The organism is Sphingomonas sp. UBA978 (assembly GCF_002292295.1).
Taxonomy (GTDB): Bacteria; Pseudomonadota; Alphaproteobacteria; order Sphingomonadales; family Sphingomonadaceae; genus Sphingomonas.
In genome coordinates this window covers 176634-197680 of sequence record NZ_DBBS01000016.1, presented here as the reverse complement: position 1 = coordinate 197680, position 21047 = coordinate 176634, and the positions used below count along the sequence as shown (strand labels likewise).

General features: G+C 68.5%; 23 protein-coding genes. 16 read left to right on the top strand and 7 right to left on the bottom strand.

Annotated features, from left to right (window positions below):
- The first annotated feature begins 138 nt into the window (after positions 1-138).
- The 7 genes from B2515_RS09820 (at position 139) to B2515_RS09790 (ending at position 6880) form a co-directional block, all read left to right on the top strand.
- Positions 139-1353: an MFS transporter gene (locus B2515_RS09820; protein ID WP_293876023.1), complete on the top strand. Its 1215-nt coding sequence runs from the start codon at positions 139-141 to the stop codon at positions 1351-1353.
- Positions 1350-2561, top strand: a complete 1212-nt coding sequence (nhaA, locus tag B2515_RS09815) for a Na+/H+ antiporter NhaA (RefSeq protein ID WP_293876022.1) — start codon at positions 1350-1352, stop codon at positions 2559-2561. Before B2515_RS09820 ends, nhaA begins: the two co-directional genes overlap by 4 nt.
- Complete coding sequence (locus B2515_RS09810) at positions 2548-3777, top strand: MFS transporter (protein ID WP_293876021.1); 1230 nt, start codon at positions 2548-2550, stop codon at positions 3775-3777. The genes nhaA and B2515_RS09810 overlap by 14 nt, the downstream gene beginning before the upstream one ends.
- 92 nt (positions 3778-3869) lie before the next feature.
- Positions 3870-4838 (top strand): serine O-acetyltransferase EpsC, encoded by a 969-nt coding sequence (epsC, locus tag B2515_RS09805; protein ID WP_293876020.1) that lies wholly within the window; start codon positions 3870-3872, stop codon positions 4836-4838.
- Positions 4838-5617, top strand: coding sequence for a gamma-glutamyl-gamma-aminobutyrate hydrolase family protein (locus tag B2515_RS09800; protein ID WP_293876019.1), 780 nt, complete (start codon positions 4838-4840; stop codon positions 5615-5617). Before epsC ends, B2515_RS09800 begins: the two co-directional genes overlap by 1 nt.
- Positions 5614-5853 (top strand): hypothetical protein, encoded by a 240-nt coding sequence (locus B2515_RS09795; protein ID WP_293876018.1) that lies wholly within the window; start codon positions 5614-5616, stop codon positions 5851-5853. The genes B2515_RS09800 and B2515_RS09795 overlap by 4 nt, the downstream gene beginning before the upstream one ends.
- A 217-nt stretch (positions 5854-6070) precedes the next feature.
- Positions 6071-6880, top strand: coding sequence for a hypothetical protein (locus tag B2515_RS09790; RefSeq protein ID WP_293876017.1), 810 nt, complete (start codon positions 6071-6073; stop codon positions 6878-6880).
- A gap of 150 nt (positions 6881-7030) precedes the next feature.
- Here B2515_RS09790 and B2515_RS09785 read toward each other — a convergent pair whose 3' ends face one another.
- The 3 genes from B2515_RS09785 to sucC form a co-directional block, all read right to left on the bottom strand.
- Positions 7031-7960: an electron transfer flavoprotein subunit alpha/FixB family protein gene (locus B2515_RS09785; protein ID WP_293876042.1), complete on the bottom strand. Its 930-nt coding sequence runs from the start codon at positions 7958-7960 to the stop codon at positions 7031-7033.
- A gap of 8 nt (positions 7961-7968) precedes the next feature.
- Positions 7969-8715 (bottom strand): electron transfer flavoprotein subunit beta/FixA family protein, encoded by a 747-nt coding sequence (locus tag B2515_RS09780; protein WP_293876016.1) that lies wholly within the window; start codon positions 8713-8715, stop codon positions 7969-7971.
- 249 nt (positions 8716-8964) lie between these two features.
- Positions 8965-10164 carry an ADP-forming succinate--CoA ligase subunit beta gene (gene sucC / locus B2515_RS09775; protein ID WP_293876015.1) on the bottom strand — a complete coding sequence of 400 codons (1200 nt, stop codon included), beginning with the start codon at positions 10162-10164 and terminating at the stop codon, positions 8965-8967.
- A 130-nt stretch (positions 10165-10294) separates the two neighbouring features.
- Between sucC and B2515_RS09770 the strand changes: the two genes are divergently transcribed.
- Positions 10295-10813 (top strand): sterol desaturase family protein, encoded by a 519-nt coding sequence (locus B2515_RS09770; protein WP_293876014.1) that lies wholly within the window; start codon positions 10295-10297, stop codon positions 10811-10813.
- Between the two features lie 24 nt (positions 10814-10837).
- Positions 10838-11173 (top strand): PilZ domain-containing protein, encoded by a 336-nt coding sequence (locus tag B2515_RS09765; RefSeq protein WP_293876013.1) that lies wholly within the window; start codon positions 10838-10840, stop codon positions 11171-11173.
- A gap of 270 nt (positions 11174-11443) precedes the next feature.
- Here B2515_RS09765 and B2515_RS09760 read toward each other — a convergent pair whose 3' ends face one another.
- A complete protein-coding gene (locus tag B2515_RS09760) occupies positions 11444-12391 on the bottom strand; it encodes a ribose-phosphate pyrophosphokinase (protein WP_293876012.1) in 948 nt (315 codons plus the stop codon).
- Between the two features lie 120 nt (positions 12392-12511).
- On the opposite strand from B2515_RS09760, the gene B2515_RS09755 reads away from it, so the two are divergent.
- From B2515_RS09755 to ribH, 7 genes are all read left to right on the top strand, one after another.
- The gene (locus tag B2515_RS09755) at positions 12512-13840 is read left to right on the top strand and encodes a glutamate--tRNA ligase (protein WP_293876011.1); all 1329 of its coding nucleotides are present in this window, start codon (positions 12512-12514) and stop codon (positions 13838-13840) included.
- A 451-nt stretch (positions 13841-14291) separates the two neighbouring features.
- Positions 14292-14963: an energy transducer TonB gene (locus B2515_RS09750; protein WP_293876010.1), complete on the top strand. Its 672-nt coding sequence runs from the start codon at positions 14292-14294 to the stop codon at positions 14961-14963.
- Positions 14964-15046: 83 nt separating this feature from the next.
- Positions 15047-15394 (top strand): hypothetical protein, encoded by a 348-nt coding sequence (locus B2515_RS09745; protein ID WP_293876009.1) that lies wholly within the window; start codon positions 15047-15049, stop codon positions 15392-15394.
- Positions 15391-16401, top strand: coding sequence for a bifunctional diaminohydroxyphosphoribosylaminopyrimidine deaminase/5-amino-6-(5-phosphoribosylamino)uracil reductase RibD (gene ribD, locus B2515_RS09740; protein ID WP_349676240.1), 1011 nt, complete (start codon positions 15391-15393; stop codon positions 16399-16401). The genes B2515_RS09745 and ribD overlap by 4 nt, the downstream gene beginning before the upstream one ends.
- Entirely contained in the window at positions 16386-17012 is a 627-nt protein-coding gene (locus tag B2515_RS09735; protein ID WP_293876008.1) for a riboflavin synthase, read from the top strand. The genes ribD and B2515_RS09735 overlap by 16 nt, the downstream gene beginning before the upstream one ends.
- Positions 17005-18144, top strand: coding sequence for a 3,4-dihydroxy-2-butanone-4-phosphate synthase (gene ribB, locus B2515_RS09730; RefSeq protein WP_293876007.1), 1140 nt, complete (start codon positions 17005-17007; stop codon positions 18142-18144). The genes B2515_RS09735 and ribB overlap by 8 nt, the downstream gene beginning before the upstream one ends.
- 1 nt (position 18145) lies before the next feature.
- Positions 18146-18565, top strand: coding sequence for a 6,7-dimethyl-8-ribityllumazine synthase (gene ribH, locus B2515_RS09725; RefSeq protein ID WP_293876006.1), 420 nt, complete (start codon positions 18146-18148; stop codon positions 18563-18565).
- A gap of 417 nt (positions 18566-18982) precedes the next feature.
- On the opposite strand, the gene B2515_RS09720 is transcribed toward ribH, so the two are convergent.
- From B2515_RS09720 to B2515_RS09710, 3 genes are all read right to left on the bottom strand, one after another.
- Complete coding sequence (locus B2515_RS09720) at positions 18983-20350, bottom strand: ammonium transporter (protein ID WP_293876005.1); 1368 nt, start codon at positions 20348-20350, stop codon at positions 18983-18985.
- 13 nt (positions 20351-20363) lie between these two features.
- Complete coding sequence (locus tag B2515_RS09715) at positions 20364-20702, bottom strand: P-II family nitrogen regulator (RefSeq protein ID WP_262828981.1); 339 nt, start codon at positions 20700-20702, stop codon at positions 20364-20366.
- A gap of 134 nt (positions 20703-20836) precedes the next feature.
- On the bottom strand, positions 20837-21043 hold the full coding sequence (locus tag B2515_RS09710) for a putative signal transducing protein (RefSeq protein ID WP_293876004.1): 207 nt from the start codon (positions 21041-21043) through the stop codon (positions 20837-20839).
- Between the last annotated feature and the right edge of the window lie 4 nt (positions 21044-21047).

The following is a 21047-nucleotide window of genomic DNA, read 5'->3' as shown; positions in this document are numbered from 1 at the left end:
CGAAGAAAGCGCATGAGAGCGCAAAGGGTTGCACCCGATGGCGCCGTGCGGAGCACGAAATCCCAGTGCCGGGAACCGCCGTTCGTAACGAACCGTTTCTCTTGCTGCGTTGCAGCAAAGCCGGTTAGGGCCGATCCCATGACGTTACGACAGACTGCCGAGGCGCATCCCGGCCTCGTCCACTTCGCGCTCGCGGTCGGCGGGTTCGCGATCGGCACGACCGAATTCGCCGCGATGAGCCTCGAACCCGATCTGGCGCGCGGGCTGGGCGTGGACGCGCCGACGGTCGGCCATGTCATCAGCGCCTATGCGCTCGGCGTCGTCGTCGGCGCGCCGACGATCGCGGTGCTGTCCGCCCGGCTGTCGCGACGCACGCTGCTGATCGGGTTGATGGCGCTGTTCGCGATCGGCAACGTCCTCTCCGCGCTGGCGCCCGACTATCGCTGGATGCTCGCGTTCCGCTTCCTCGCCGGGCTGCCGCACGGCGCCTATTTCGGCATCGCCTCGCTGGTCGCCGCGTCGCTGGTGCCCGCCGACCGGCGGACGCAGGCGATCGGGCGGGTCATGCTCGGCCTGACTGTCGCGACGATCGTCGGCGTGCCGTTCGCGACGCTGCTGGGTCAGATCGCGAGCTGGCGCTGGGTGTTCGCACTGGTCGCGATGCTTGCGCTGCTGACCGCGACTTTGGTCGCGCTGCTCGCGCCGGTCGACGCGCCCGATCGCGACGCCAGCCCGCTGCGCGAGCTCGGCGCGTTGCGGCGCCCGCAGGTGTGGCTGACGCTCGGCACCGGCGCGATCGGCTTTGGCGGCATGTTTGCGGTCTATACCTATCTCGCCTCGACGCTGATGGACGTCACCGGCGTGTCGGCACGGATGGTGCCGCTGGTGCTGGCGGTGTTCGGCGCGGGGATGACGATCGGCAACCTCGTCGTGCCGCGCTTCGCCGACCGCGCGCTGATGCCGACTGCGGGGGCGCTGCTGCTCTGGTCGGCGGCGGCGCTCGCGCTCTACCCGCTCGCGGCCGGCGATATGACGACGATGATGCTCGACGTGTTCGCGATCGGCCTCGGCGGCGCGCTCGGCACGGTGCTGCAGACGCGGCTGATGGACGTCGCCGGGGACGCGCAGGCGCTGGCGGCGGCGCTCAACCATTCCGCCTTCAACACCGCCAATGCGATCGGGCCGTGGCTCGGCGGGCTCGCTATCGCCGGCGGGTTCGGCTGGACCTCGACCGGTATCGTCGGCTGCGGGCTGGCACTGGGCGGCTTCGCGATCTGGGCGGTATCGTACGCCGTCCAGCGCGGCGGGATCGGCTTGCCACGCGCGACGGAGCCGCTACGCGGCAACGGATGACGGCACGCCCGCCCCGCCGCGGCGCCCATAGCGCGCTTCGCGATTTCCTGCATAGCGAGGCGGCGGGCGGCATCGTCCTGATCGCGGCGGCGGTGTTGGCGATGATCGTCGCCAACCTGCCCGCGACCGCGCATGGCTACGAAACCCTGCTGCACCACGAGACGGGACCGGTGCTGGCGGCGGCGCTCGGGCCGATGACGGTGCATCTGTGGATCAACGACGGGCTGATGACGCTGTTCTTCCTGCTCGTCGGGCTGGAGATCAAGCGCGAGGTCGTCGACGGGCGCCTCGCCAGCGCCGACCGCCGCCGCCTGCCGTTCATCGCCGCCGTCGCGGGCATGGCGGTCCCCGCGCTCGTCTTCCTGCTCGTGGCCGGCGCGGAGCCGCGCTTGCAGCCCGGCTGGGCGATCCCTGCCGCCACCGATATCGCCTTTGCGATCGGCGTGCTCGCGCTGCTCGGCAGCCGCATTCCGTCGGCGTTGAAGCTGTTGCTGACCACGGTGGCGATCGTCGACGACATGGGCGCCGTCGCGATAATCGCGCTCGGCTACACCGACACCATCCACCCCCTCGCCCTCGCCGGAGCGGGCCTCGCGCTGCTCGTGCTCTATCTGCTCAACCGTCGCAAGGTGATGACGCTGTGGCCCTACCTGCTCGCCGGCGCCGCACTGTGGCTGTTCGTGCTGCAATCGGGCGTGCATGCGACGATCGCCGGCGTGCTGACCGCGATGCTGATTCCGATCCGCCCCTCACCGGGCGCGCCCGACGATGCGACCTCGCCGCTGCACCGGCTGGAGCATGCGCTGCAGCCCTGGGTCGCCTTCGCCATCGTGCCGCTGTTCGGTTTCGCCAATGCCGGCGTGTCGCTGGCGGGCGCCAACCTGTCGACGCTCGCCGAACCGCTGGTGCTGGGGATCGCGCTGGGCCTGTTCCTCGGCAAGCAGATCGGCATTTTCGGCGCGATCCGCATCGCCGACCGGCTCGGCATCGCGCGCCGGCCCGCCGGCGTCAGCTGGACGCAGCTGTACGGCATGGCGCTGATCGCCGGGATCGGCTTCACGATGAGCCTGTTCATCGGCGGCCTCGCCTTTGCCGATCCCGCGCTGGTCGACCGCGTCAAGATCGGCGTGCTGGCCGGATCGGTCGCCTCCGCGCTGGCGGGCGTGCTGGTCCTCGTCCGTTGCGGAAAGCCGCATGCCGCCCGCTGAGTCGCCGCTGCACCAGGGGACGCCCGCCTATCGCCGACTGACGCTGGCGATGCTGTTCGCCGGCTTCTCGACCTTTTCGCTGCTCTATTCGGTCCAGCCGCTGCTGCCGCTGTTCGCCGCCGATTACGGGCTGAGTGCGGAGGGCGCGTCGCTGGCGGTGTCGCTCGCCACCGGACCGCTGGCGATCGGCATCCTGTTCGCCGGCATCCTCTCCGACCGGATCGGCCGGCGGCCGCTGATGGTCTGGGCGATGTTCGCGGCGGGCGCCCTGACGCTCGCTGCGGCGCTGGTGCCGGGATGGTCCGCGCTGCTCGCGCTGCGCCTGCTCACCGGCATCGCGCTGGCGGGCGTGCCGGCGGTGGCGATGGCCTATGTCGCCGAAGAGGTCGACGTCGCCTCGGTCGGCGCGGCGATGGGCCTCTATATCGCCGGCAGCGCGATCGGCGGCATGGGCGGGCGCCTCGTCGCCAGCCTCGTCGCCGACGTCGCCGGCTGGCGCTGGGCGCTCGGCAGCGTCGGGCTCGCCGGCATGCTGATGGCGGAGGGGTTCCGGCGCCTCGCGCCCGCATCGCGCGGCTTCGTCGCCGGCAGCGGCGGCCATCCGTTCGCCGGCCTTGCCGCACTGTTCCGCGACCGCGCGCTGCCCCTGCTCTATGCGGAGGCGTTCCTGCTGATGGGCGTGTTCGTCACCGTCTACAATTACGCCGGCTTTCGCCTGCTCGCACCGCCCTACGGGCTCAGCCAGGCCGCGGTGGGCTTGGTGTTCCTCCTCTACATCCTCGGTTCGGCGAGTTCGGCGGCGTTCGGCGCGTTCGCGGGCAAGGTCGGGCGGCGGCGGGTGTTCTGGCTGCCGATCGTGCTGCTGATCGGCGGCGTCGCCGCGACCGGGGGCCGCCCGCTGCCGCTGGTGATCGCGGGCATCGCGCTGGTGACGATCGGCTTCTTCGGCGCGCATTCGATCGCCAGCGCCTGGGTCGGCCGCCGCGCGCTGGGCAATCGCGGACAGGCGGCGGCGCTCTATCTGTTCTTCTATTACCTCGGGTCGAGCGTGCTGGGCTCGGCCGGCGGCTTTGCATGGAGCCATGCCGGATGGCCGGGCGTCGCGTGGTTCTGCCTCGGGCTCGGGGTGCTGGCACTGACGCTCGGCGTACTGCTCGCCCGAGTCGCGCCGCTGCCGCTCCCCGAGGCGCCCGATCCGGCGCCGGTCGAACCCTGAGCCCTTCGATTCGACCGAACTTCGCACCGGGATAGCTTTTCTTCCTATTCCCATCATGCGAGTAGGATATCTTCATCGGTGGAGGTAGTCGCATGACCACGCAGCGTCGATTGGCAGACAGACCGCGCCCGGGCGCGACGCTGGGCGAAGCCGTCACTGCGCTGCGCAGCGCGCGATCCGCGTGGCGGGACCGCCAACGGCCCGGCCATGCCGCCGCGGTCTTCCCGTCGCGCGGCACGGTCGAGCGCGTCGTCGAACTGCTGGCGGAAGCGCTCTATCCGCGCCGGCTCGGCCTGCAGCGCGCCACCCCCGACGACGAGGATCGCTTCGTCGCCGCCAAGCTCGCCGCCGCCTTCACCGAGCTGGAGCGCGAGATCGGCCATGAGATCGGCTATTGGCAGACGGAGGCGAACGCGACCTTCGACGCCGATCAGGCCGCGACCATCGTCCGGCTGTTCGCCGGCACGTTGGGCGACATCCGCCGGCTGGTCGACAGCGACGTCGAGGCGGCGTTCCTGGGCGATCCGGCGGCGGGCAGCACTGACGAGATCCTCGTCTGCTATCCTGGTGCGATCGCCAGCCTGCACCATCGCATCGCGCACGAACTGCACCAACTGGGCGCCCCGATCGTCGCGCGGATGATCTCCGAACTCGCCAACGAACGCACCGGAATCGACATCCATCCCGGCGCGACGATCGGCGAACGCTTCTTCATCGACCACGGCACCGGCGTCGTCATCGGCGAGACCGCGATCGTCGGCAGCGGCGTGCGGCTGTACCAGCATGTCACGCTGGGTGCGCGCAGCCCGCTCGGCGCCGCACGCCGCGGACCGCGCGACCGCTTCGCCCGGCATCCGGTCGTCGGCGACGATGTCGTCATCTACGCCGGTGCGACGATCCTCGGCCGCGTCCATATCGGCGCCGGTGCGACGATCGGCGGCAACGTCTGGCTGCTGACCGACGTCCCCTCGGGCGGCGTCGTGGTGCAGCCGGAGGCGAGTCTGCTTGCACCCGGCGCCGGTCATGCCCTGCGCGACACGCTCGTGGCGGCGGTGGTGTGATGGGGCAATCGCTCCGCTCCGAACGCCGCCCGGTGATCGGCGTATTGTGCTGCAACGAGGTCGCGGACCGGCCGGTCCAGGTGGTCGCGAGCCGCTTCGTCGAACCGCTCACCCGGCTGGCGGGGGCGACGGTGCTCCTGGTGCCGGCGATGCCCGACACTGCCGACGTCGCGACGCTGTCTGCGATCCTCGACGGGCTGCTGCTCACCGGATCGCGCTCGCATGTCGCGCCATGGCGTTATGGCGGCGCGGCGCTGCCCGCCGGCCAGATCGTCGACGAACCCCGCGACGAGGTCGCGCTGGCGCTCGCCGGCCGGATGATCGAGGCGGGCAAGCCCGTCTTCGGCATCTGCCGCGGGTTGCAGGAGATCAACGTGCTGTTCGGCGGCTCCCTGTGCGCGGCGGAACATGCCGAACGCCATCACCGCGGCGGCTGGGAAGGCGATTACGACTCGCTCTTCCATCACGGCCACGATGTCGAGCTCAGCGCCTGCGGCCGACTCGCCAGCGCCACCGGCACGCGGCGGATGCGGGTCAATTCGGTGCATCAGCAGGGCATCGACCGGCTTGGCGGCGGCCTGTCGGTCGAAGCGGTGGCGGCGGACGACGGCCTGATCGAGGCGGTGTCGGCGCGGCCCTGCGGTGCGGACGTGCTCGGCGTGCAATGGCATCCCGAATGGGACGCCGGCACCGCCCCCGCCAGCCAGGCTTTCTTTGCGCTGATCGGCGCCGGACTGCGCGACCACGCAGCCCCTTGTTCAACACGGAGGACTGAATGAAGACCCTTATTCTCGCACCCGCGCTCGCGCTTGCCGCCCTGAGCCTTGCCGCCTGCGGCCCGAAGACCGACGCCGGCAACAACATCACCGCGACCGACACGCTGACGCTCAACGAAGAGGGCGACGCGGGTCTCGGCAACGGCGACGCGTTCGAGACGACGGGCAACGACGTGGCGATCGGCAACGACGCCGGCCTCGCCGACAACGTCCTTGCGCCCGCGGGCAACGCGCTCTGATCCCGATTTCACGAACACGCCGGGTATAAGCTCCCTAGGCGTAGACTGGCGGCTCGATCTTGCTGGGATCGGGCCGCTTTTTTTGACCCGATCGGGTCGCGCCAATCTGGTCCGCCAACGGACGGTGACGCGTGCGTCCGCGACCGCGACCGCTCCGTCGATTTACTCCGGCGCTTTGAGCCAGCATGATCGTGGGCCAACAGCGGGGGAGCCTTTGATGATCGGAACAGGAATTGCGGCGGCGATCGCGCTGATGGGGCAGAGCGTGCCGCCGACCCCATCCGCTCCACAGACGACGGCCGGGCCGGTTTCCGAGGATATCGTCGTCACCGGACTGCGCGATATCGAGGCGAAGGATTCCGCCGTCACGACCGGGACGCTGGGTAGCCAGCGAACCGGCGACGCTGTCGGGAGCCGTCGCATATTCGATCTTGCGCGACGCTGGGCGGCCTGTGCCGCCGCCCCGAGGGATGAGACCCGGCGGGAATGGCTGCGCAAGGCCCTGGACACGCGGACCAACAGCACCGTGCAAGCCTTTGCGATGTCCCGGCTCGCGCAGTTGAATATGGCATGTGCGCCGGATGCAGGACGGGCCGTCGGCGGCGCCGTGACCGATCCGTATTACGATCGCGGTGCACTGGTGATCGAGACGCTCAAATCGGTGGAACCACCGATCATGTTGACCAGAGCGCAGACGGGCGACCCGGTCGTGCAGGCCCGTTTCAACAGGCGCGAGACGCCGCTGTCCCAATTCCGGTTGCCCGTGGACCAGCATTATTTCGAAACGGCGGTGTGCTTCGTGCGATTGCAGCCGGAGCTGTCGGTCCGACTGGCGCTGACCGACCAACCGCTCGATTCGGTGCGGCGTCTGGAGGCCGCGATCGTCAACCGCGCGCGGGTGTGCGTAGAGAACGCGCGCAAAGTGTATTTCGATGGGGTGCAGTTCCGCTTCTACATCGCCGATGCGGTCTACCGATGGGTGGCCGCCGCCCGGGATGCGCATACGCTCGTACCCGACGCGAAATGACCGAATAGCCCGTGGTCAGTGCCGACAATCCGGGCGATGGCCGTCGATCGGGATGTCTCGTTTGGACCGACGCCGCCGCAAGACATTCCGCGTCGTCGCCGCGCCGCATTGGCCGTACCGGCGGGCAGCACCGCTGCCCGCCGTCCGTCATCAAAGCTTCTCGGTCAGTTCCGGCAGGACCTTGAACAGGTCGCCGACCAGGCCGATGTCCGCGACCTGGAAGATCGGGGCGTCCTCATCCTTGTTGATCGCGACGATAACCTTGCTGTCCTTCATGCCCGCAAGATGCTGGATCGCGCCGGAAATGCCGACCGCGATATAGACTTCGGGGGCGACGATCTTGCCGGTCTGGCCGACCTGATAGTCGTTCGGGACATAGCCCGCGTCCACCGCCGCGCGGCTCGCGCCGACGCCGGCACCGAGCTTGTCGGCAAGCGGTTCGATCAGCTTGGTGAAATTCTCGCCGTTCTGCAGCGCGCGGCCGCCCGAGACGATGATCTTCGCGCTGGTCAGCTCGGGGCGCGCATTCTCTGCGATTTCGGACCCGACATAGGTCGACACGCCGGTTTCGCCCTGCGACGCGACCGCCTCGATCTCGGCCGAGCCGCCCTCGGTCGCCGCCTTTTCGAAGGCGGTGCCGCGGACGGTGATGACCTTCTTGGCATCCGACGTCTGCACGGTCGCGATCGCATTGCCGGCATAGATCGGACGCGTGAACGTGTCCTCGCCCTCGACCGAAAGGATGTCGCTGATCTGCATCACGTCGAGCAACGCGGCGACGCGCGGCGCGACGTTCTTGCCGGTCGTGGTCGACGGCGCGACGAAGGCGTCGTGATGCCCCATCAGTTCGACGACCAGCGGCGCGATATTCTCGGCGAGCGCATGCGCATAGGCCGCGTCGTCGGCGACATGGACCTTGCCGACGCCGGCGATCTTCGCCGCCGCCTGCGCGACGCCGTCGACGCCCTGGCCGGCGACGAGCAGATGCACCTCGCCCAGCTGCGACGCGGCAGTCACCGCGGCGAGCGTGGCATCCTTAACGGCCGTGCCGTCATGTTCGACCCAGACGAGCGTCTTCAGGTTACCGGTCATCGGGCAATCCCCATCGCATGCAGCTTCGTGACGAGTTCGTCGACATCGGCGACCTTGATGCCCGCCTGGCGCTTGCCCGGCTCGACGACCTTGAGCGTGGTAAGGCGCGGGGTGACGTCGACGCCGTAATCGGCGGCGGTCTTCTGCGCGAGCGGCTTGGACTTCGCCTTCATGATGTTGGGCAGCGAGGCGTAGCGCGGCTCGTTGAGGCGCAGATCGGTGGTGACGATCGCGGGCAGCGGGAACGTATCCGTCTCGAGGCCGCCGTCGACCTCGCGAGTCACAGTGACGTCGCTGGTCGTCAGCTCGACCTTGGACGCGAACGTCCCCTGGCCCCAGCCGAGCAGGCCCGCCAGCATCTGGCCGGTCTGGTTGTTGTCGTCGTCGATCGCCTGCTTGCCGAGGATGACGAGGCTCGGCTGTTCCTCCTCGACGATCTTGGCCAGAATCTTGGCGACGCCAAGCGGCTCGACCTTGGTGTCCGAGGTGACGAGGATCGCGCGGTCGGCACCCATCGCCAGCGCGGTGCGCAGCGTTTCCTGCGCCTTCTGCTCGCCGATCGAGACGACGACGATCTCGTTGACACCCTTGTCCTTCAGACGGATGGCTTCCTCGACCGCGATCTCGTCGAACGGGTTCATGCTCATCTTCACGTTGGCCAGATCGACGCCCGACCCGTCCGCCTTCACGCGAGGCTTCACGTTATAGTCAAGCACGCGCTTGACCGGCACCAGCACCTTCATCAGCTTCCTTCCGATTGCGCCTCCGATACCGTTTTTCCGGCATCGTATCGGCGGTTCACATGGCTATTTTCCGCGGTTTTCGCAAGTCCGGTACGGAAAGTGCCGCTTGCCGTAACGGCATCTGCCCGGAACAGACGAATCGGGCCCGGACATGATGCCCGAGCCCGACGTCTTTTACGATATCCATCCCGCCCCGGACCGCGTCCGGGGCGACGGAGCGCACGGCATGACGCCCCGCCCCGTCATCGGTCAGGCCGCCTTCTGCACCTCGGCGACGATCTTCTTGGCCGCGTCGCCCAGATCGTTCGCGGGAACGATCGCGAGGCCGGAGTTCGCCAGGATGTCCTTGCCGGCCTGCACGTTGGTGCCTTCCAGGCGGACAACCAGCGGCACCGAGAGGTTCACTTCCTTCGCCGCGGCGACGATGCCCTCGGCGATGATGTCGCACTTCATGATGCCGCCGAAGATGTTGACCAGAATGCCCTTCACCGCGGGATCGGCGAGGATGATCTTGAACGCCGCGGTCACCTTCTCCTTGTTGGCGCCGCCGCCGACGTCCAGGAAGTTGGCCGGGAACATGCCGTTCAGCTTGATGATGTCCATCGTCGCCATGGCGAGGCCGGCGCCGTTGACCATGCAGCCGATGTCGCCGTCGAGCTTGATATAGGCGAGGTCGTACTTCGACGCCTCGAGCTCCATCGCATCCTCTTCGGTGGTGTCGCGCAGCTCCATCAGGTCCTTGTGACGGAACATCGCATTGCCGTCGAAGGCGACCTTGGCGTCGAGCACCATCAGCTTTCCGTCGTCGGTGACGGCGAGCGGGTTGATCTCGATCTGCTCGGCGTCGGTGCCGAGGAACGCGTCGTACAGCTTCGACGCGGTCGACGCGGCCTGCTTGGCGAGGTCGCCGGTCAGTTCGAGCGCGGCGGCGACGGCGCGGCCGTGATGCGGCTGGAAACCGGTCGCGGCGTCGATGTCGATCGAGTGGATCTTCTCAGGCGTGTCGTGCGCCACCGTCTCGATGTCCATGCCGCCCTCGGTCGAGGCGACCATCGAGACGCGGCCGGTCGCGCGGTTGACGAGCAGCGCGAGGTAGAATTCCTTGGCGATGTCGACGCCGTCGGTCACGTACAGGCGGTTGACCTGCTTGCCCGCGTCGCCCGTCTGGATGGTGACGAGCGTGTTGCCGAGCATGTCGGTCGCCGCCGCGCGGACTTCGTCGGCGGTCTTGGCGAGGCGGACGCCGCCCTTGGCGTCGGGGCCGAGTTCCTTGAACTTGCCCTTGCCGCGGCCGCCGGCGTGGATCTGCGCCTTGACGACGTAGAGCGGTCCGGGAAGCTTCTCGGTGGCGGCGACGGCTTCTTCGACGCTCATCGCGGCGAAACCGGCGGGAACGGGCACGCCGAACTTTGCCAGCAGTTCCTTGGCTTGATATTCGTGGATGTTCATGGCCTGCCTCGCATTATGCTATTAAGAGGAGATTGAGCGGCCTTTTGCACAGGCGGCCCGGCGAATCCACCCCGGATATCACACCGGGTCCATTCGTTATCGCAAACGCTTCGCATTAGACGGAACACGCATGGCCTGGCCGTATGGCATCCTTCTCTTCCTCGTGACCGTGATCGGCATGGAGGGCTTCGCCTATGCGGCGCATCGCTGGGTGATGCATGGCTGGGGCTGGTTCCTCCACGCCAGCCACCACACCAAACGCCACGGCAACTGGGAGCTGAACGACCTGTATGCCGCGATCTTCGCGGTGCCGTCGTTCGTGCTGCTGCTCGGCGGGGTGCAGCTCGGCTGGTGGCAGGGCTTCGCGTGGATCGGCGCGGGGATCGCGGCTTATGGCGCGATCTACTTCGGATTCCACGACATCATCGTGCATCAGCGGATCCCGACGCGCTACCTGCCCAAATCCGCCTATATGAAGCGGATCGTCCAGGCGCACCGGCTGCACCATGTCGTCGAGACGCGCGAGGGCAACGTCAGCTTCGGCTTCCTCGTCGCGCCCCGGCCCGAGGACCTCAAGGCCGAATTGAAGCGCCGCGGCCGCCAGGGCGTGCGCGCGCCGGAGCGGGAAAAGGCATTGGCAGAAAAGTAACCATTCGCGTGGCATCGTCGCGCTATGGAACAGCCGATCTTCACCCCGCCGTACGAGCCCGTCGAGCTGAACGACGATTCGCGTCAGGCGCTCCGCAAGTCGGTGAAGATGCGCGCGCATCTGCGCGATCGCGGCCAGACCCGATTCGAGATCGAGGTGACCGACCTGTCGCTGTCCGGGTTCCGCGCCGAAACCAGCTTCACGCTGTGGCCGGGGACGGTCGTGTGGCTGACGCTGCCGGGCCTTGCCGGCCTCGAGGCGGTGGTCGCGTGGCGCGACAAGTTCAAATACGGCTGCGCCTTCGCCAAGCCGCTGCACCCGGCGGTGTTCGAACATATCATCGCGCTGTCGCAGCGGTAGGTCCGGCCACGTCCGGACCGGTGCGCGCAGCGCAACCGCAAGACCGGACGGCGGGTCGGCGCGCCGAACCCGTCCGACGGCGGCTTTGCCGTCGTCGCCGATCATCCGGACCGGCACGCTCTATCCTCATCGCTGCGTAACGACGCATGGCGGGAGCAAGACCCGGACGACGACAAAACTGCCGTCAGTCGGGATCGCGTCAGCGCGCCCGCAGCCCGCGCCGGACGCTGCGCTCCGCGCATCGGGGCGGACGTCGCCGCCCCTTCGCCGTCAATCGAACAGCGACGACACCGACGTCTCGTCCGCGATCCGCTTGATCGCCTCGCCGAGCAGCGGCGCGATCGGCAGGTGGCGGATGCGGCCGGACTTGCCGTCCTTGGGCCGGATCGATTCGTGGTTGCCGATCGAATCGGTGATGACCAGTTCGCGCAGCGCCGATCCCTCGACCCGCGCCACCGCGCCGCCCGACAAGACGCCGTGCGTCACATAGGCGACGACGTCCTCCGCCCCCGCCTCGCGCAGCGCCGCCGCCGCGTTGCAGAGCGTCCCCGCCGAATCGACGATGTCGTCTATCAGGATGCAGAAGCGGCCCTCGACGTCGCCGATGATGTTCATCACCTCCGATTCGCCGGCGCGCTCGCGGCGCTTGTCGACGATCGCAAGCGGGGCGTTGTCGAGTCGCTTGGCGAGCTGGCGCGCGCGCACCACGCCGCCGACGTCGGGGGAGACGACCATCAGGTTCTTGCCCTTGAACCGGGCGTTGATGTCCGCCGACATCACCGGTGCGGCATAGAGATTGTCGGTCGGGATATCGAAGAAGCCCTGGATCTGCCCCGCATGCAGGTCGACCGACAGCACGCGGTCGGCACCCGCGACGGTGATGAGGTTGGCGACCAGCTTGGCCGAGATCGGCGTGCGCGGTCCCGGCTTCCGGTCCTGCCGCGCATAGCCCATATACGGGATCACCGCGGTGATGCGCCGCGCCGACGAGCGCTTGAGCGCGTCGATGATGATGAGCATTTCCATAAGGTTGTCGTTCGCCGGAAAGCCGGTCGACTGGAGCACGAAGACGTCCTCGCCGCGCACGTTCTCCTGGATCTCGACGAAGATCTCCTCGTCGGCAAAGCGGCGGACCAGCGCATCGGTCAGCGGAATCTCCAGATAGGCCGCAATCTCCCGTGCCAGCGGAAGGTTCGAATTGCCGGTTATCAGTTTCATGCGCTTGGCTCCGCCCCGTTCGGTGCTGCGCGCCTTAGAGCCACCGTCACAAAATCGAAAGCTTCATTGGCGCCGGGCGCACGGCTTGTCCGTCCCATCCTGACTGACTAGGCCCGCGGCATGACCGTCATCACCCGTTTCGCCCCCTCGCCCACCGGCAGCCTGCACGTCGGCAACATCCGGGCAGCGCTGCACAATTGGATGTTCGCGGCGGCGAACGGCGGCCGGTTCGTGCTGCGGATTGACGATACCGATGCCGAGCGGTCGGAGGAGCGGTTCGTCGAGGGCATCCGCGCCGATCTCGCCTGGCTGGGCCTCGAACCCATCATGGACGTGCGCCAGTCGGAGAGGTTCGCGCTCTATCAGCGCCGATTCGACGCGCTGGTCGCGGCCGGGCGCATCTATCCCGCCTATGAGACGGCGCAGGAGCTCGACCTCCGGCGCAAGATCCTGCTCGGCCGCGGCCTGCCGCCGGTCTACGACCGCGCCGCGCTGGCGCTCACCCACGCCGATCGCGCCCGGCTGGAGGCGGACGGGGTGCGCCCGCACTGGCGGTTCCGGCTCGATCACGACGCCCCCATCGCCTGGGACGATTTGATCCGCGGGCCGCAGGCGTTCGACGCGCGTACGATGAGCGATCCCGTCGTCCGCCGCGCCGACGGATCGTGGCTGTACATGCTGCCCTCCGCGATCGACGACGCCGATCTCGGCATCAGCCATGTCGTCCGTGGCGAGGACCACGTCTCCAACACCGCGCTGCAATTGCAGATGTTCGACGCGATGGGCGTCGCGCCGCCGCGGTTCGCGCACGAGGCGCTGCTGACCGGCGCGGAGGGCAAATTGTCGAAGCGGCTGGGCTCGCTCGGCGTCGCGCATTTCCGCGAGGAAGGCATCGAGCCGCAGGCGGTGATCGCGCTGCTCGCGCGGATCGGCACCAGCGATCCGGTCGAACCGATGGCCGATCCCGCCCCGCTGATCGCGGCGTTCGACTTCGCCCGCTTCGGCCGCGCGCCGGCGCGGTTCGACGAGGCGGAGCTGGCGCAGGTCAATGCGCGCATCGTCCACCAGCTGCCGCACGCCGCGGTCGCCGATCGCCTCCCCGCGGGCATGGGCGCGGCGGAATGGGATGCGGTGCGCCCGAACCTGTCGCGCGTCGCCGAGGCGGCGGACTGGTGGCGGGTGATCGAGGGGCCGGTCGACGCCCCCGCGCCGGATGCCGACACGCGCGCCTATCTGGCGCAGGCGGCGGCGGTGGCGGCGGCGATCGACTGGACGTCCGACCCTTGGCACGCGCTGACCGCGGCCTTGAAGGACGCGACGGCGCGCAAGGGCAAGGCGCTGTTCCTGCCGCTCCGCCAGGCGCTGACCGGGCTGGACCACGGCCCGGACATGGCAGCACTGCTGCCGCTGATCGGCCGCGACCGTGCGGTGGCGCGCCTGTCCGCCTGATCCGTCCTCGCGCGCTTGGAGCGGGATGACATCAAACTGATCCGTCATTGCGAGCGCAGCGAAGCAATCCAGGGCGTCCTGGTACGGCTCTGGATTGCTTCGCTGCGCTCGCAATGACGAACATTCGGATCAATCCGATGCCATCCGATTCTGGTGCAACCCGCGCCCGATCGACATCAACTCGCGTCAGGATGCGATCGTGTTCGCGCAGAGGCGCGATGGGAAGGCAGGAACCGGCGATACGGCGGGCGCACATTTCTGCGTCCTCCGCGCCTCTGCGCGAACCATATTCCGCGCCTCACACCGATGACACCGGAGCCGGCATGTCGATCCGCTCCGGTTCGCACCCGGCAACGGTACAACGTCACCTCTTGACGCCGTAACGATACAACGTACCATTTCCATTCCCAAGGAGACGCAATCGAGTCGCACAGCACGCAGGAGACGGATCATGTACGCCGACCGCTACACCCAGCCGACCCGTTTCAACCCCGGTGGCCTCACCGCCGCCGTCGCGATCAATGCGGGGCTGATCGCCGCGCTGATGTTCGCGGGGCCGAAAATCCTGCCGAACGACCCGATCCGCACGCTCATCACCACCAACATCCCGATCGACCCGCCGCCGCCCGAGCCCCCGAAACCGCAGCCGAAGACGGCCGAGGTCGTCGCCAGCCGCCCGACCGAGACGATCGTCGCTCCCGACCCGATCGTGCCGACGCCGTCGACATCGGACCTCGCCACCACGACCACGATCGTACCGACCCCGCCGACGCCGATCGTCGGCAGCGATCCCGGTCCGCTCGTGATCGCCACGCCGACGCCCTTGCCGCCGCTGATCGGACCGCAGGTCGACCCGCGCTATGCCGGCGCCTTCCAGCCGGTCTATCCGCCCGCCGAACGCCGCGCCAACCGCGACGGCAAGGTCACCGTCCGCGTCCTCGTCGGCACCGATGGCCGGGTGAAGCAGATCGAGCGCCTCACCGCGACCAGCGACGCCTTCTGGCAGGTGACGCAGGAACGCGCGCTGCGCTACTGGCGCTTCAAGCCGGCCACCCGCGGCGACGTGCCGGTCGAGGCGTGGCGGACGATGGCGCTGACCTTCCGCATGGAGGATGCCGGCTGAGGAATGCGGGGACGCCGGGGGTGACCGCCGCGTGAATCGCGGGGGACTGGCCTAGCCGCCCCCGGCGTCCTATCTTCGCCGCTATGCAGTTCTTCAGCCGCTTTTCGCCGGTCCGCGCCTACAAGGACCTGCGTCTGTTCCTCGCCGGCCGCCAGCCGTACGAGCTCGGCTTCCTGGTGCTAGCGATGGGGGTTACCGGCTTCTTCGTCTATGCGTTCATGCGCAACGACATCCCGCCCGAACCCTATTCGCCCAACATCATCTATTTCAACAATTACCGCGCCGACCGCACCGATGCGCAGATCAAGGCGCAGCAGGAGATCGACAAGGTCGAGCAGGACAAGCGCATCGCCGCGCAAAAGGCGCGCGAGGAAAAATTGCGCGGCCAGTTCAAGCAGGTCGACGATGCGATGAGCAAGTGGGGGCTCTGAGCGCCGACCATCGCTGGATGGGTGCCGCGATCGCGCTCGGCGAACGGTCGCGCGGGCGGACCACCCCCAATCCCAATGTCGGCTGCGTGATCGTCCGCGACGGCCGGGTGGTCGGCCGCGGCTGGACCCAGCCCGGCGGGCGCCCGCATGCCGAGGCGATGGCGCTCGCCCAGGCCGGCGAGGCCGCGCGCGGCGCGACCGTCTATACGACGCTGGAGCCTTGTGCGCATCTGTCGCCGCGCGGGCCGGCCTGCGCCAACCTGCTGGTCGCGGCGGGCGTGGGCCGGGTCGTGGTGGCGCTCGGCGACCCCGATCCGCGCACCGATCGCATCGGGATGGCGCGGCTGCGCGACGCCGGCATCGCGGTGACGCAGGACGTGCGGGCCGCCGAGGCGGCGCGGAGCATGGCGGGCTTCCTCACCCGCCCGCGACTCGGGCGGCCGCTGGTGACGCTGAAGCTCGCGACCTCGCTCGACGGTTGCATCGCGCTCGCCGACGGCACCAGTCGCTGGATCACCGGGGCCGAGGCGCGCGCGCATGCCCATCTGGAACGCGGCCGGCACGAGGCGATCCTCGTCGGGCGGGGGACGTGGGATGTCGACGCGCCGAAGCTGGACGTGCGCCTTGCCGGGCTGGAAGCGCGGAGCCCGATCCGGGTCGTCCTGTCCGCCCACCCGCACCCGTCGGACGGGGCCGGCACGGCCGATCCCGTCTGGATCACCGCCCCCGGACAAATCGCCGCCCTCCCCGCCGACCATGTCCTGATCGAGGGCGGCGCCGCGACCGCCGCCGCCTTCCTCCGCGCCGATCTGGTCGACCGCCTGTTGCTCTACCGCGCGCCGATCCTCATCGGCGGCGGCCGGCCGGCGCTCGGCGACATCGGCCTCGCCGATCTCGGAACGGCACATGGCCGGTGGCGGCTGCACGATGCGCGGCCGCTTGGCACCGATCGAGTCGAGGTATACGAGCGGGCCGATTCACGAGGACGATCATGTTCACCGGCATAGTCAGCGATATCGGCACCATCGAATCGGTCGAGAACCGCGGCGACACGCGCCTGCGCATCGCCACCGCCTATGACGCCGACACGATCGACCTCGGCGCGTCGATCGCCTGTTCGGGCGTGTGCCTGACCGTGGTCGACAAGGGCGTGGACGGCGGCCGGTCGTGGTTCGACATGCAGGTGTCGGCCGAAACCATCCGGCGCACCGCGCGCGACCAGTGGACGCCGGGGCGCCGCCTCAACCTCGAACGCGCGATGAAGCTCGGCGACGAACTCGGCGGCCATATCGTCACCGGCCATGTCGACGGCATCGCCGAGGTGCTCGCGATCACGCCCGAAGGCGAATCGCATCGCATCGCCTTCGCCGTGCCGGCCGAACTCGCCCCGTTCATCGCGCCCAAGGGCTCGATCACGATCGACGGCGTCTCGCTGACCGTCAACGCGGTCGAGGATCACGGCCCGACCACCCGGTTCACGGTCAACCTCATTCCCCACACCCAGACAGTCACCACCCTCGGCACTCTCGCGGAGGGCCAGGCGGTCAACATCGAGATCGATGTGCTTGCCCGCTATCTGCAACGTATGGAGCATTATCGTGGCGCACAGCATGTCTAAGGGGTCCGAACTCGGGCGCATCCGCCACGCCTTCCTGTCGTCGCCCGAAGAGATCATCGACGAGGCGCGCAACGGCCGCATGTTCATCCTGGTCGACGACGAGGATCGCGAGAACGAGGGCGACCTCGTCATCCCCGCGCAGATGGCGACGCCCGAGAAGATCAACTTCATGGCCAAACACGGCCGCGGGCTGGTCTGCCTCGCGCTGACCCGCAAGCGCGTCGACGAGCTCGGCCTGTCGCTGATGAGCCGCAACAACGGCACGCGCTACGAGACCGCCTTCACCACCTCGATCGAGGCGCGCGACGGCGTGACGACGGGCATCTCCGCCGCCGACCGCGCGCGCACCGTCGCGGTGGCGATCGATTCGTCCAAGTCGCCCGACGAGATCGTGACGCCGGGCCATGTCTTCCCGCTGGTCGCCCGCGACGGCGGCGTGCTGGTGCGCACCGGCCATACCGAGGCGGCGGTGGACGTGTCGCGGCTTGCCGGCCTCAATCCCTCGGGCGTGATCTGCGAGATCATGAACGAGGACGGGACGATGGCGCGGCTCGACGACCTCGTCACCTTCGCGCAGTTCCACAATCTCAGGATCGGTACGATCCGCGACCTGATCGCCTATCGCCGCCGCTACGACCATCTCGTCGAGAAGCGGGCCGAGGCGCGCTTCGTCAGCGACTGGGGCGGCGAATGGACCGCGCTGACCTATTGGAACAAGGCGACCGGGACCGAGCAGATCGCGCTGGTCAAGGGCAAGGTCGACCCGAGCAAGCCGACGCTGGTCCGCATGCACGCGCTGTCGCCCTTCGCCGACATCTTCGGCGAGGGAGGCGATCGCGCCGGCCTGCTGCGCCGGTCGATGGAGATCATCGCTGCGGAAGGTGCCGGCGTGATCGTCGTCATCAACCGCCCGCGCGTCGACCAGTTCACCGTCGCGCTGCAGGCGAAGGCAGGCACGCTGCCGAAGGAGGATATGGAGGAATTGCGCGACTATGGCGTCGGCGCGATGATCCTGACCGAACTCGGCGTCGAGGAAATGGTGCTGCTCACCAACACCCACCACACGCTCGTCGGCCTCGACGGCTACGGCCTGTCGATCGTCGGCGAGCGCGCGATCGAGACGGAGGGCTGACATGGCACACGTACTGATCGTCGAAGCGCGCTTCTACGACCATCTCAACGACATGCTCGTCGCCGGCGCCCGCGCCGCGATCGAGGCGGCGGGCCATAGCCACGATACGGTGACGGTGCCGGGTGCGCTCGAGGTGCCGGGCGCGATTGCGCTGGCCGCGGACAGCGACCGCTACGACGCCTTCGTCGCATTGGGCGTGGTGATCCGCGGCGAGACCTATCATTTCGAGATCGTCTCCAACGAAAGCGCGCGCGGGATCATGGCGCTGACGCTGGACGGGCTCGCGATCGGCAACGGTATCCTGACCACCGAGAACGAGGCGCAGGCGATCGTGCGCGCCGACCCGGCGCAGCTCGACAAGGGCGGCGGCGCGGCGCAAGCGGCGCTGGCAATGCTCGCCCTGCGCGAACGGTTGGGCTGAGAACCTCCCGCACCTCGGGAGTCGTGCGCGCAGCGTCTTGAACGCGTTCGCACAGAGGCGCGGAGAACGCAGAGGGGAGCAATAGTTGCTCCGCCTCGTATATTTTGCGCGTTCGTACCGGGGCGATCGGTTCCGAGGCGTAGCATCTCTGCACCGTCCGCGCCTCTGCGCGCAAACCTGATTCGCGCGAAGCCGCGACGACGCGAAGAGGTGGCGTAGCTGCGCCGCCCGCCCGCTCGCCCCCCCGCTGCGATAAAGGCAGGCCATGCCTGTCCAGGACGCGATACGTCGCGTCTTCGCGCCTTCGTGTGAACCCGACAAAAAAGACCCGGTACGTCGCCGTACCGGGTCGAGGTCGTCCGCAGGAGGAACGTCGTGGGGGGCGGGGGTCTGCTGCCCCCGCGCCCGATCAGAGGATCAGTTGTAGGCGCGCTCGCCGTGCTCGCCGAGGTCGAGGCCTTCCTGCTCGACTTCGGGAGCGACCCGCAGGCCGGTAAGCGCCTTGGCGATCAGGATCGCGATGACGGTGCCGATCGTCGCCCAGATGGTGGTGACGACCACCGCCTCGACCTGGACGAGCAGCTTGGCGCCCATCGCATAGTCCGCCGCGCCCGGCCCGCCGAGCGACGGGGCATAGACGATGCCGGTGCCGATCGCGCCGACCATACCGCCGATGCCGTGGACACCGAAGGCGTCGAGCGCATCGTCATAGCCGAGCTTCGGCTTGAGCACCGAGACGGCGAAGAAGCAGACCAGCGAGGCGACCGCACCCAGCACGATCGCGCCGAACGGACCCGAGTTGCCGGCCGCCGGCGTCACCGCGACGAGGCCCGCCACGATGCCCGAGCAGAAGCCCAGCGCCGACCCCTTGTGACCGCGCAGGCGCTCCGCCAGCATCCAGAACAGCGCGCCCGATGCTGTGGCGACGAAGGTGTTGATCATCGCCAGACCCGCCGAGCCATTGGCCTCCAGCGCCGAGCCGGCGTTGAAGCCGAACCAGCCGACCCACAGCAGGCCGGTGCCGACCGCGGTCAGCGTCAGCGAATGCGGGGGCATCGGCGTCGTCGGATAGCCCATGCGCTTGCCGAGCATGATGCTGGCGACCAGCGCCGAGACGCCGGCGTTGATGTGCACCACGGTGCCGCCGGCGAAGTCGAGCGCGCCCGCCTTGAAGAAGAAGCCCGACGACGCCCAGACCATGTGCGCGATCGGGAAATAGACGATCGTCAGCCACACCGCGGCGAAGGCCATGACGGCGGAGAATTTCATCCGCTCGACCACCGATCCCAGCACCAGCGCGACGGTGATCGCGGCGAAGGTCATCTGGAAGCAGATGAAGACATATTCGGGAATCTCGACCCCGGCGGTGAAGGTCGCCGCCTGCGATGCGGGCGTCACGCCCTTCAGGAACGCCTTGTCGAGGCTGCCGATGACGTTGGAGAAGCCGCTGGTCAGGTCAGGTCCGAAGGCGAGGCTGTAGCCGTACATCACCCACAGCAGCATCGCGAGGCACGCGACCGCGCCGATCTGCGTCATCGTCGACAGCATGTTCTTCGAGCGGGTGAGACCGCCGTAGAACAATGCCAGACCCGGCAGGATCATCATCATGACGAGGACGGTGGAGGTCATCATCCAGGCGGTGTCGCCCTTGTTGACGGTCGCCACCACGGGTGCTGCCGCGGCCGGCGGCGCCTGCAGGGCGGCATCCTGCGCCCAGGCGGGCATGGCGGCGAACGCCAGGGCGGTCAGCCCCGCGGCGCCCGCGATCTTCAAAGCGTGCTTCATCCCTATTCCCCCCTCAGAGCGCCGAATCGTCGGTTTCGCCGGTGCGGATCCGCACCGCCTGGCCGACGTCGAGCACGAAGATCTTGCCGTCGCCGATCGCGCCGGTGTTCGCCGACGCCTGAACCGCCTCGACCACCCGGTCGGCGAGATCGGCGGCGCAGACCACCTCGATCTTGATCTTGGGCACCATGTTGGTGCTGTATTCGGCGCCGCGATAGATTTCGGTCTGGCCCTTCTGGCGGCCGAACCCCTTGACCTCGGTAACCGTCATCCCCGCCACGCCCAACGTGGTGAGCGCTTCCCTCACCTCGTCCAGTTTGAACGGCTTGATGATCGCAATGACCAGCTTCATCCCTGCCCCCTCGATTGTACGAGAGGGCCCTTCGCAACGATCATGCCATTCGCGAAACGACGCGGTCCGGCGGGCGAGTGCGGCGGTGGAACGCGGATTAACGATAGAATAATGAGCAGCCGCGCGCGGCTGCCTCAAATTTCAGCAGCAGCGACGATCGCCTGCGCAGCGGGCAGGTCGTCCTCGTCCACCATCACGCGGACCGGGATCAGCAGATAGCTGCCGTCGGCGATGCTCGATCCGCCATCGAAGGCGATCGCATCCAGCCCTTCGGCATCGAGCCGCCCGACGATGATGTTGGCGAGATTGCGGTCATAGCGACCGAGTTCGACGAGGCTCATCAAA

Coding starts and splice junctions, on each gene's coding strand:
- B2515_RS09820 (WP_293876023.1), top strand. CDS start 139: ATGACGTTACGACAGACTGCCGAGGCGCATCCCGGCCTCGTCCACTTC.
- nhaA (WP_293876022.1), top strand. CDS start 1,350: ATGACGGCACGCCCGCCCCGCCGCGGCGCCCATAGCGCGCTTCGCGAT.
- B2515_RS09810 (WP_293876021.1), top strand. CDS start 2,548: ATGCCGCCCGCTGAGTCGCCGCTGCACCAGGGGACGCCCGCCTATCGC.
- epsC (WP_293876020.1), top strand. CDS start 3,870: ATGACCACGCAGCGTCGATTGGCAGACAGACCGCGCCCGGGCGCGACG.
- B2515_RS09800 (WP_293876019.1), top strand. CDS start 4,838: ATGGGGCAATCGCTCCGCTCCGAACGCCGCCCGGTGATCGGCGTATTG.
- B2515_RS09795 (WP_293876018.1), top strand. CDS start 5,614: ATGAAGACCCTTATTCTCGCACCCGCGCTCGCGCTTGCCGCCCTGAGC.
- B2515_RS09790 (WP_293876017.1), top strand. CDS start 6,071: ATGATCGGAACAGGAATTGCGGCGGCGATCGCGCTGATGGGGCAGAGC.
- B2515_RS09780 (WP_293876016.1), bottom strand. CDS start 8,715: ATGAAGGTGCTGGTGCCGGTCAAGCGCGTGCTTGACTATAACGTGAAG.
- sucC (WP_293876015.1), bottom strand. CDS start 10,164: ATGAACATCCACGAATATCAAGCCAAGGAACTGCTGGCAAAGTTCGGC.
- B2515_RS09770 (WP_293876014.1), top strand. CDS start 10,295: ATGGCCTGGCCGTATGGCATCCTTCTCTTCCTCGTGACCGTGATCGGC.
- B2515_RS09765 (WP_293876013.1), top strand. CDS start 10,838: ATGGAACAGCCGATCTTCACCCCGCCGTACGAGCCCGTCGAGCTGAAC.
- B2515_RS09760 (WP_293876012.1), bottom strand. CDS start 12,391: ATGAAACTGATAACCGGCAATTCGAACCTTCCGCTGGCACGGGAGATT.
- B2515_RS09755 (WP_293876011.1), top strand. CDS start 12,512: ATGACCGTCATCACCCGTTTCGCCCCCTCGCCCACCGGCAGCCTGCAC.
- B2515_RS09750 (WP_293876010.1), top strand. CDS start 14,292: ATGTACGCCGACCGCTACACCCAGCCGACCCGTTTCAACCCCGGTGGC.
- B2515_RS09745 (WP_293876009.1), top strand. CDS start 15,047: ATGCAGTTCTTCAGCCGCTTTTCGCCGGTCCGCGCCTACAAGGACCTG.
- B2515_RS09735 (WP_293876008.1), top strand. CDS start 16,386: ATGTTCACCGGCATAGTCAGCGATATCGGCACCATCGAATCGGTCGAG.
- ribB (WP_293876007.1), top strand. CDS start 17,005: ATGTCTAAGGGGTCCGAACTCGGGCGCATCCGCCACGCCTTCCTGTCG.
- ribH (WP_293876006.1), top strand. CDS start 18,146: ATGGCACACGTACTGATCGTCGAAGCGCGCTTCTACGACCATCTCAAC.
- B2515_RS09720 (WP_293876005.1), bottom strand. CDS start 20,350: ATGAAGCACGCTTTGAAGATCGCGGGCGCCGCGGGGCTGACCGCCCTG.
- B2515_RS09715 (WP_262828981.1), bottom strand. CDS start 20,702: ATGAAGCTGGTCATTGCGATCATCAAGCCGTTCAAACTGGACGAGGTG.
- B2515_RS09710 (WP_293876004.1), bottom strand. CDS start 21,043: ATGAGCCTCGTCGAACTCGGTCGCTATGACCGCAATCTCGCCAACATC.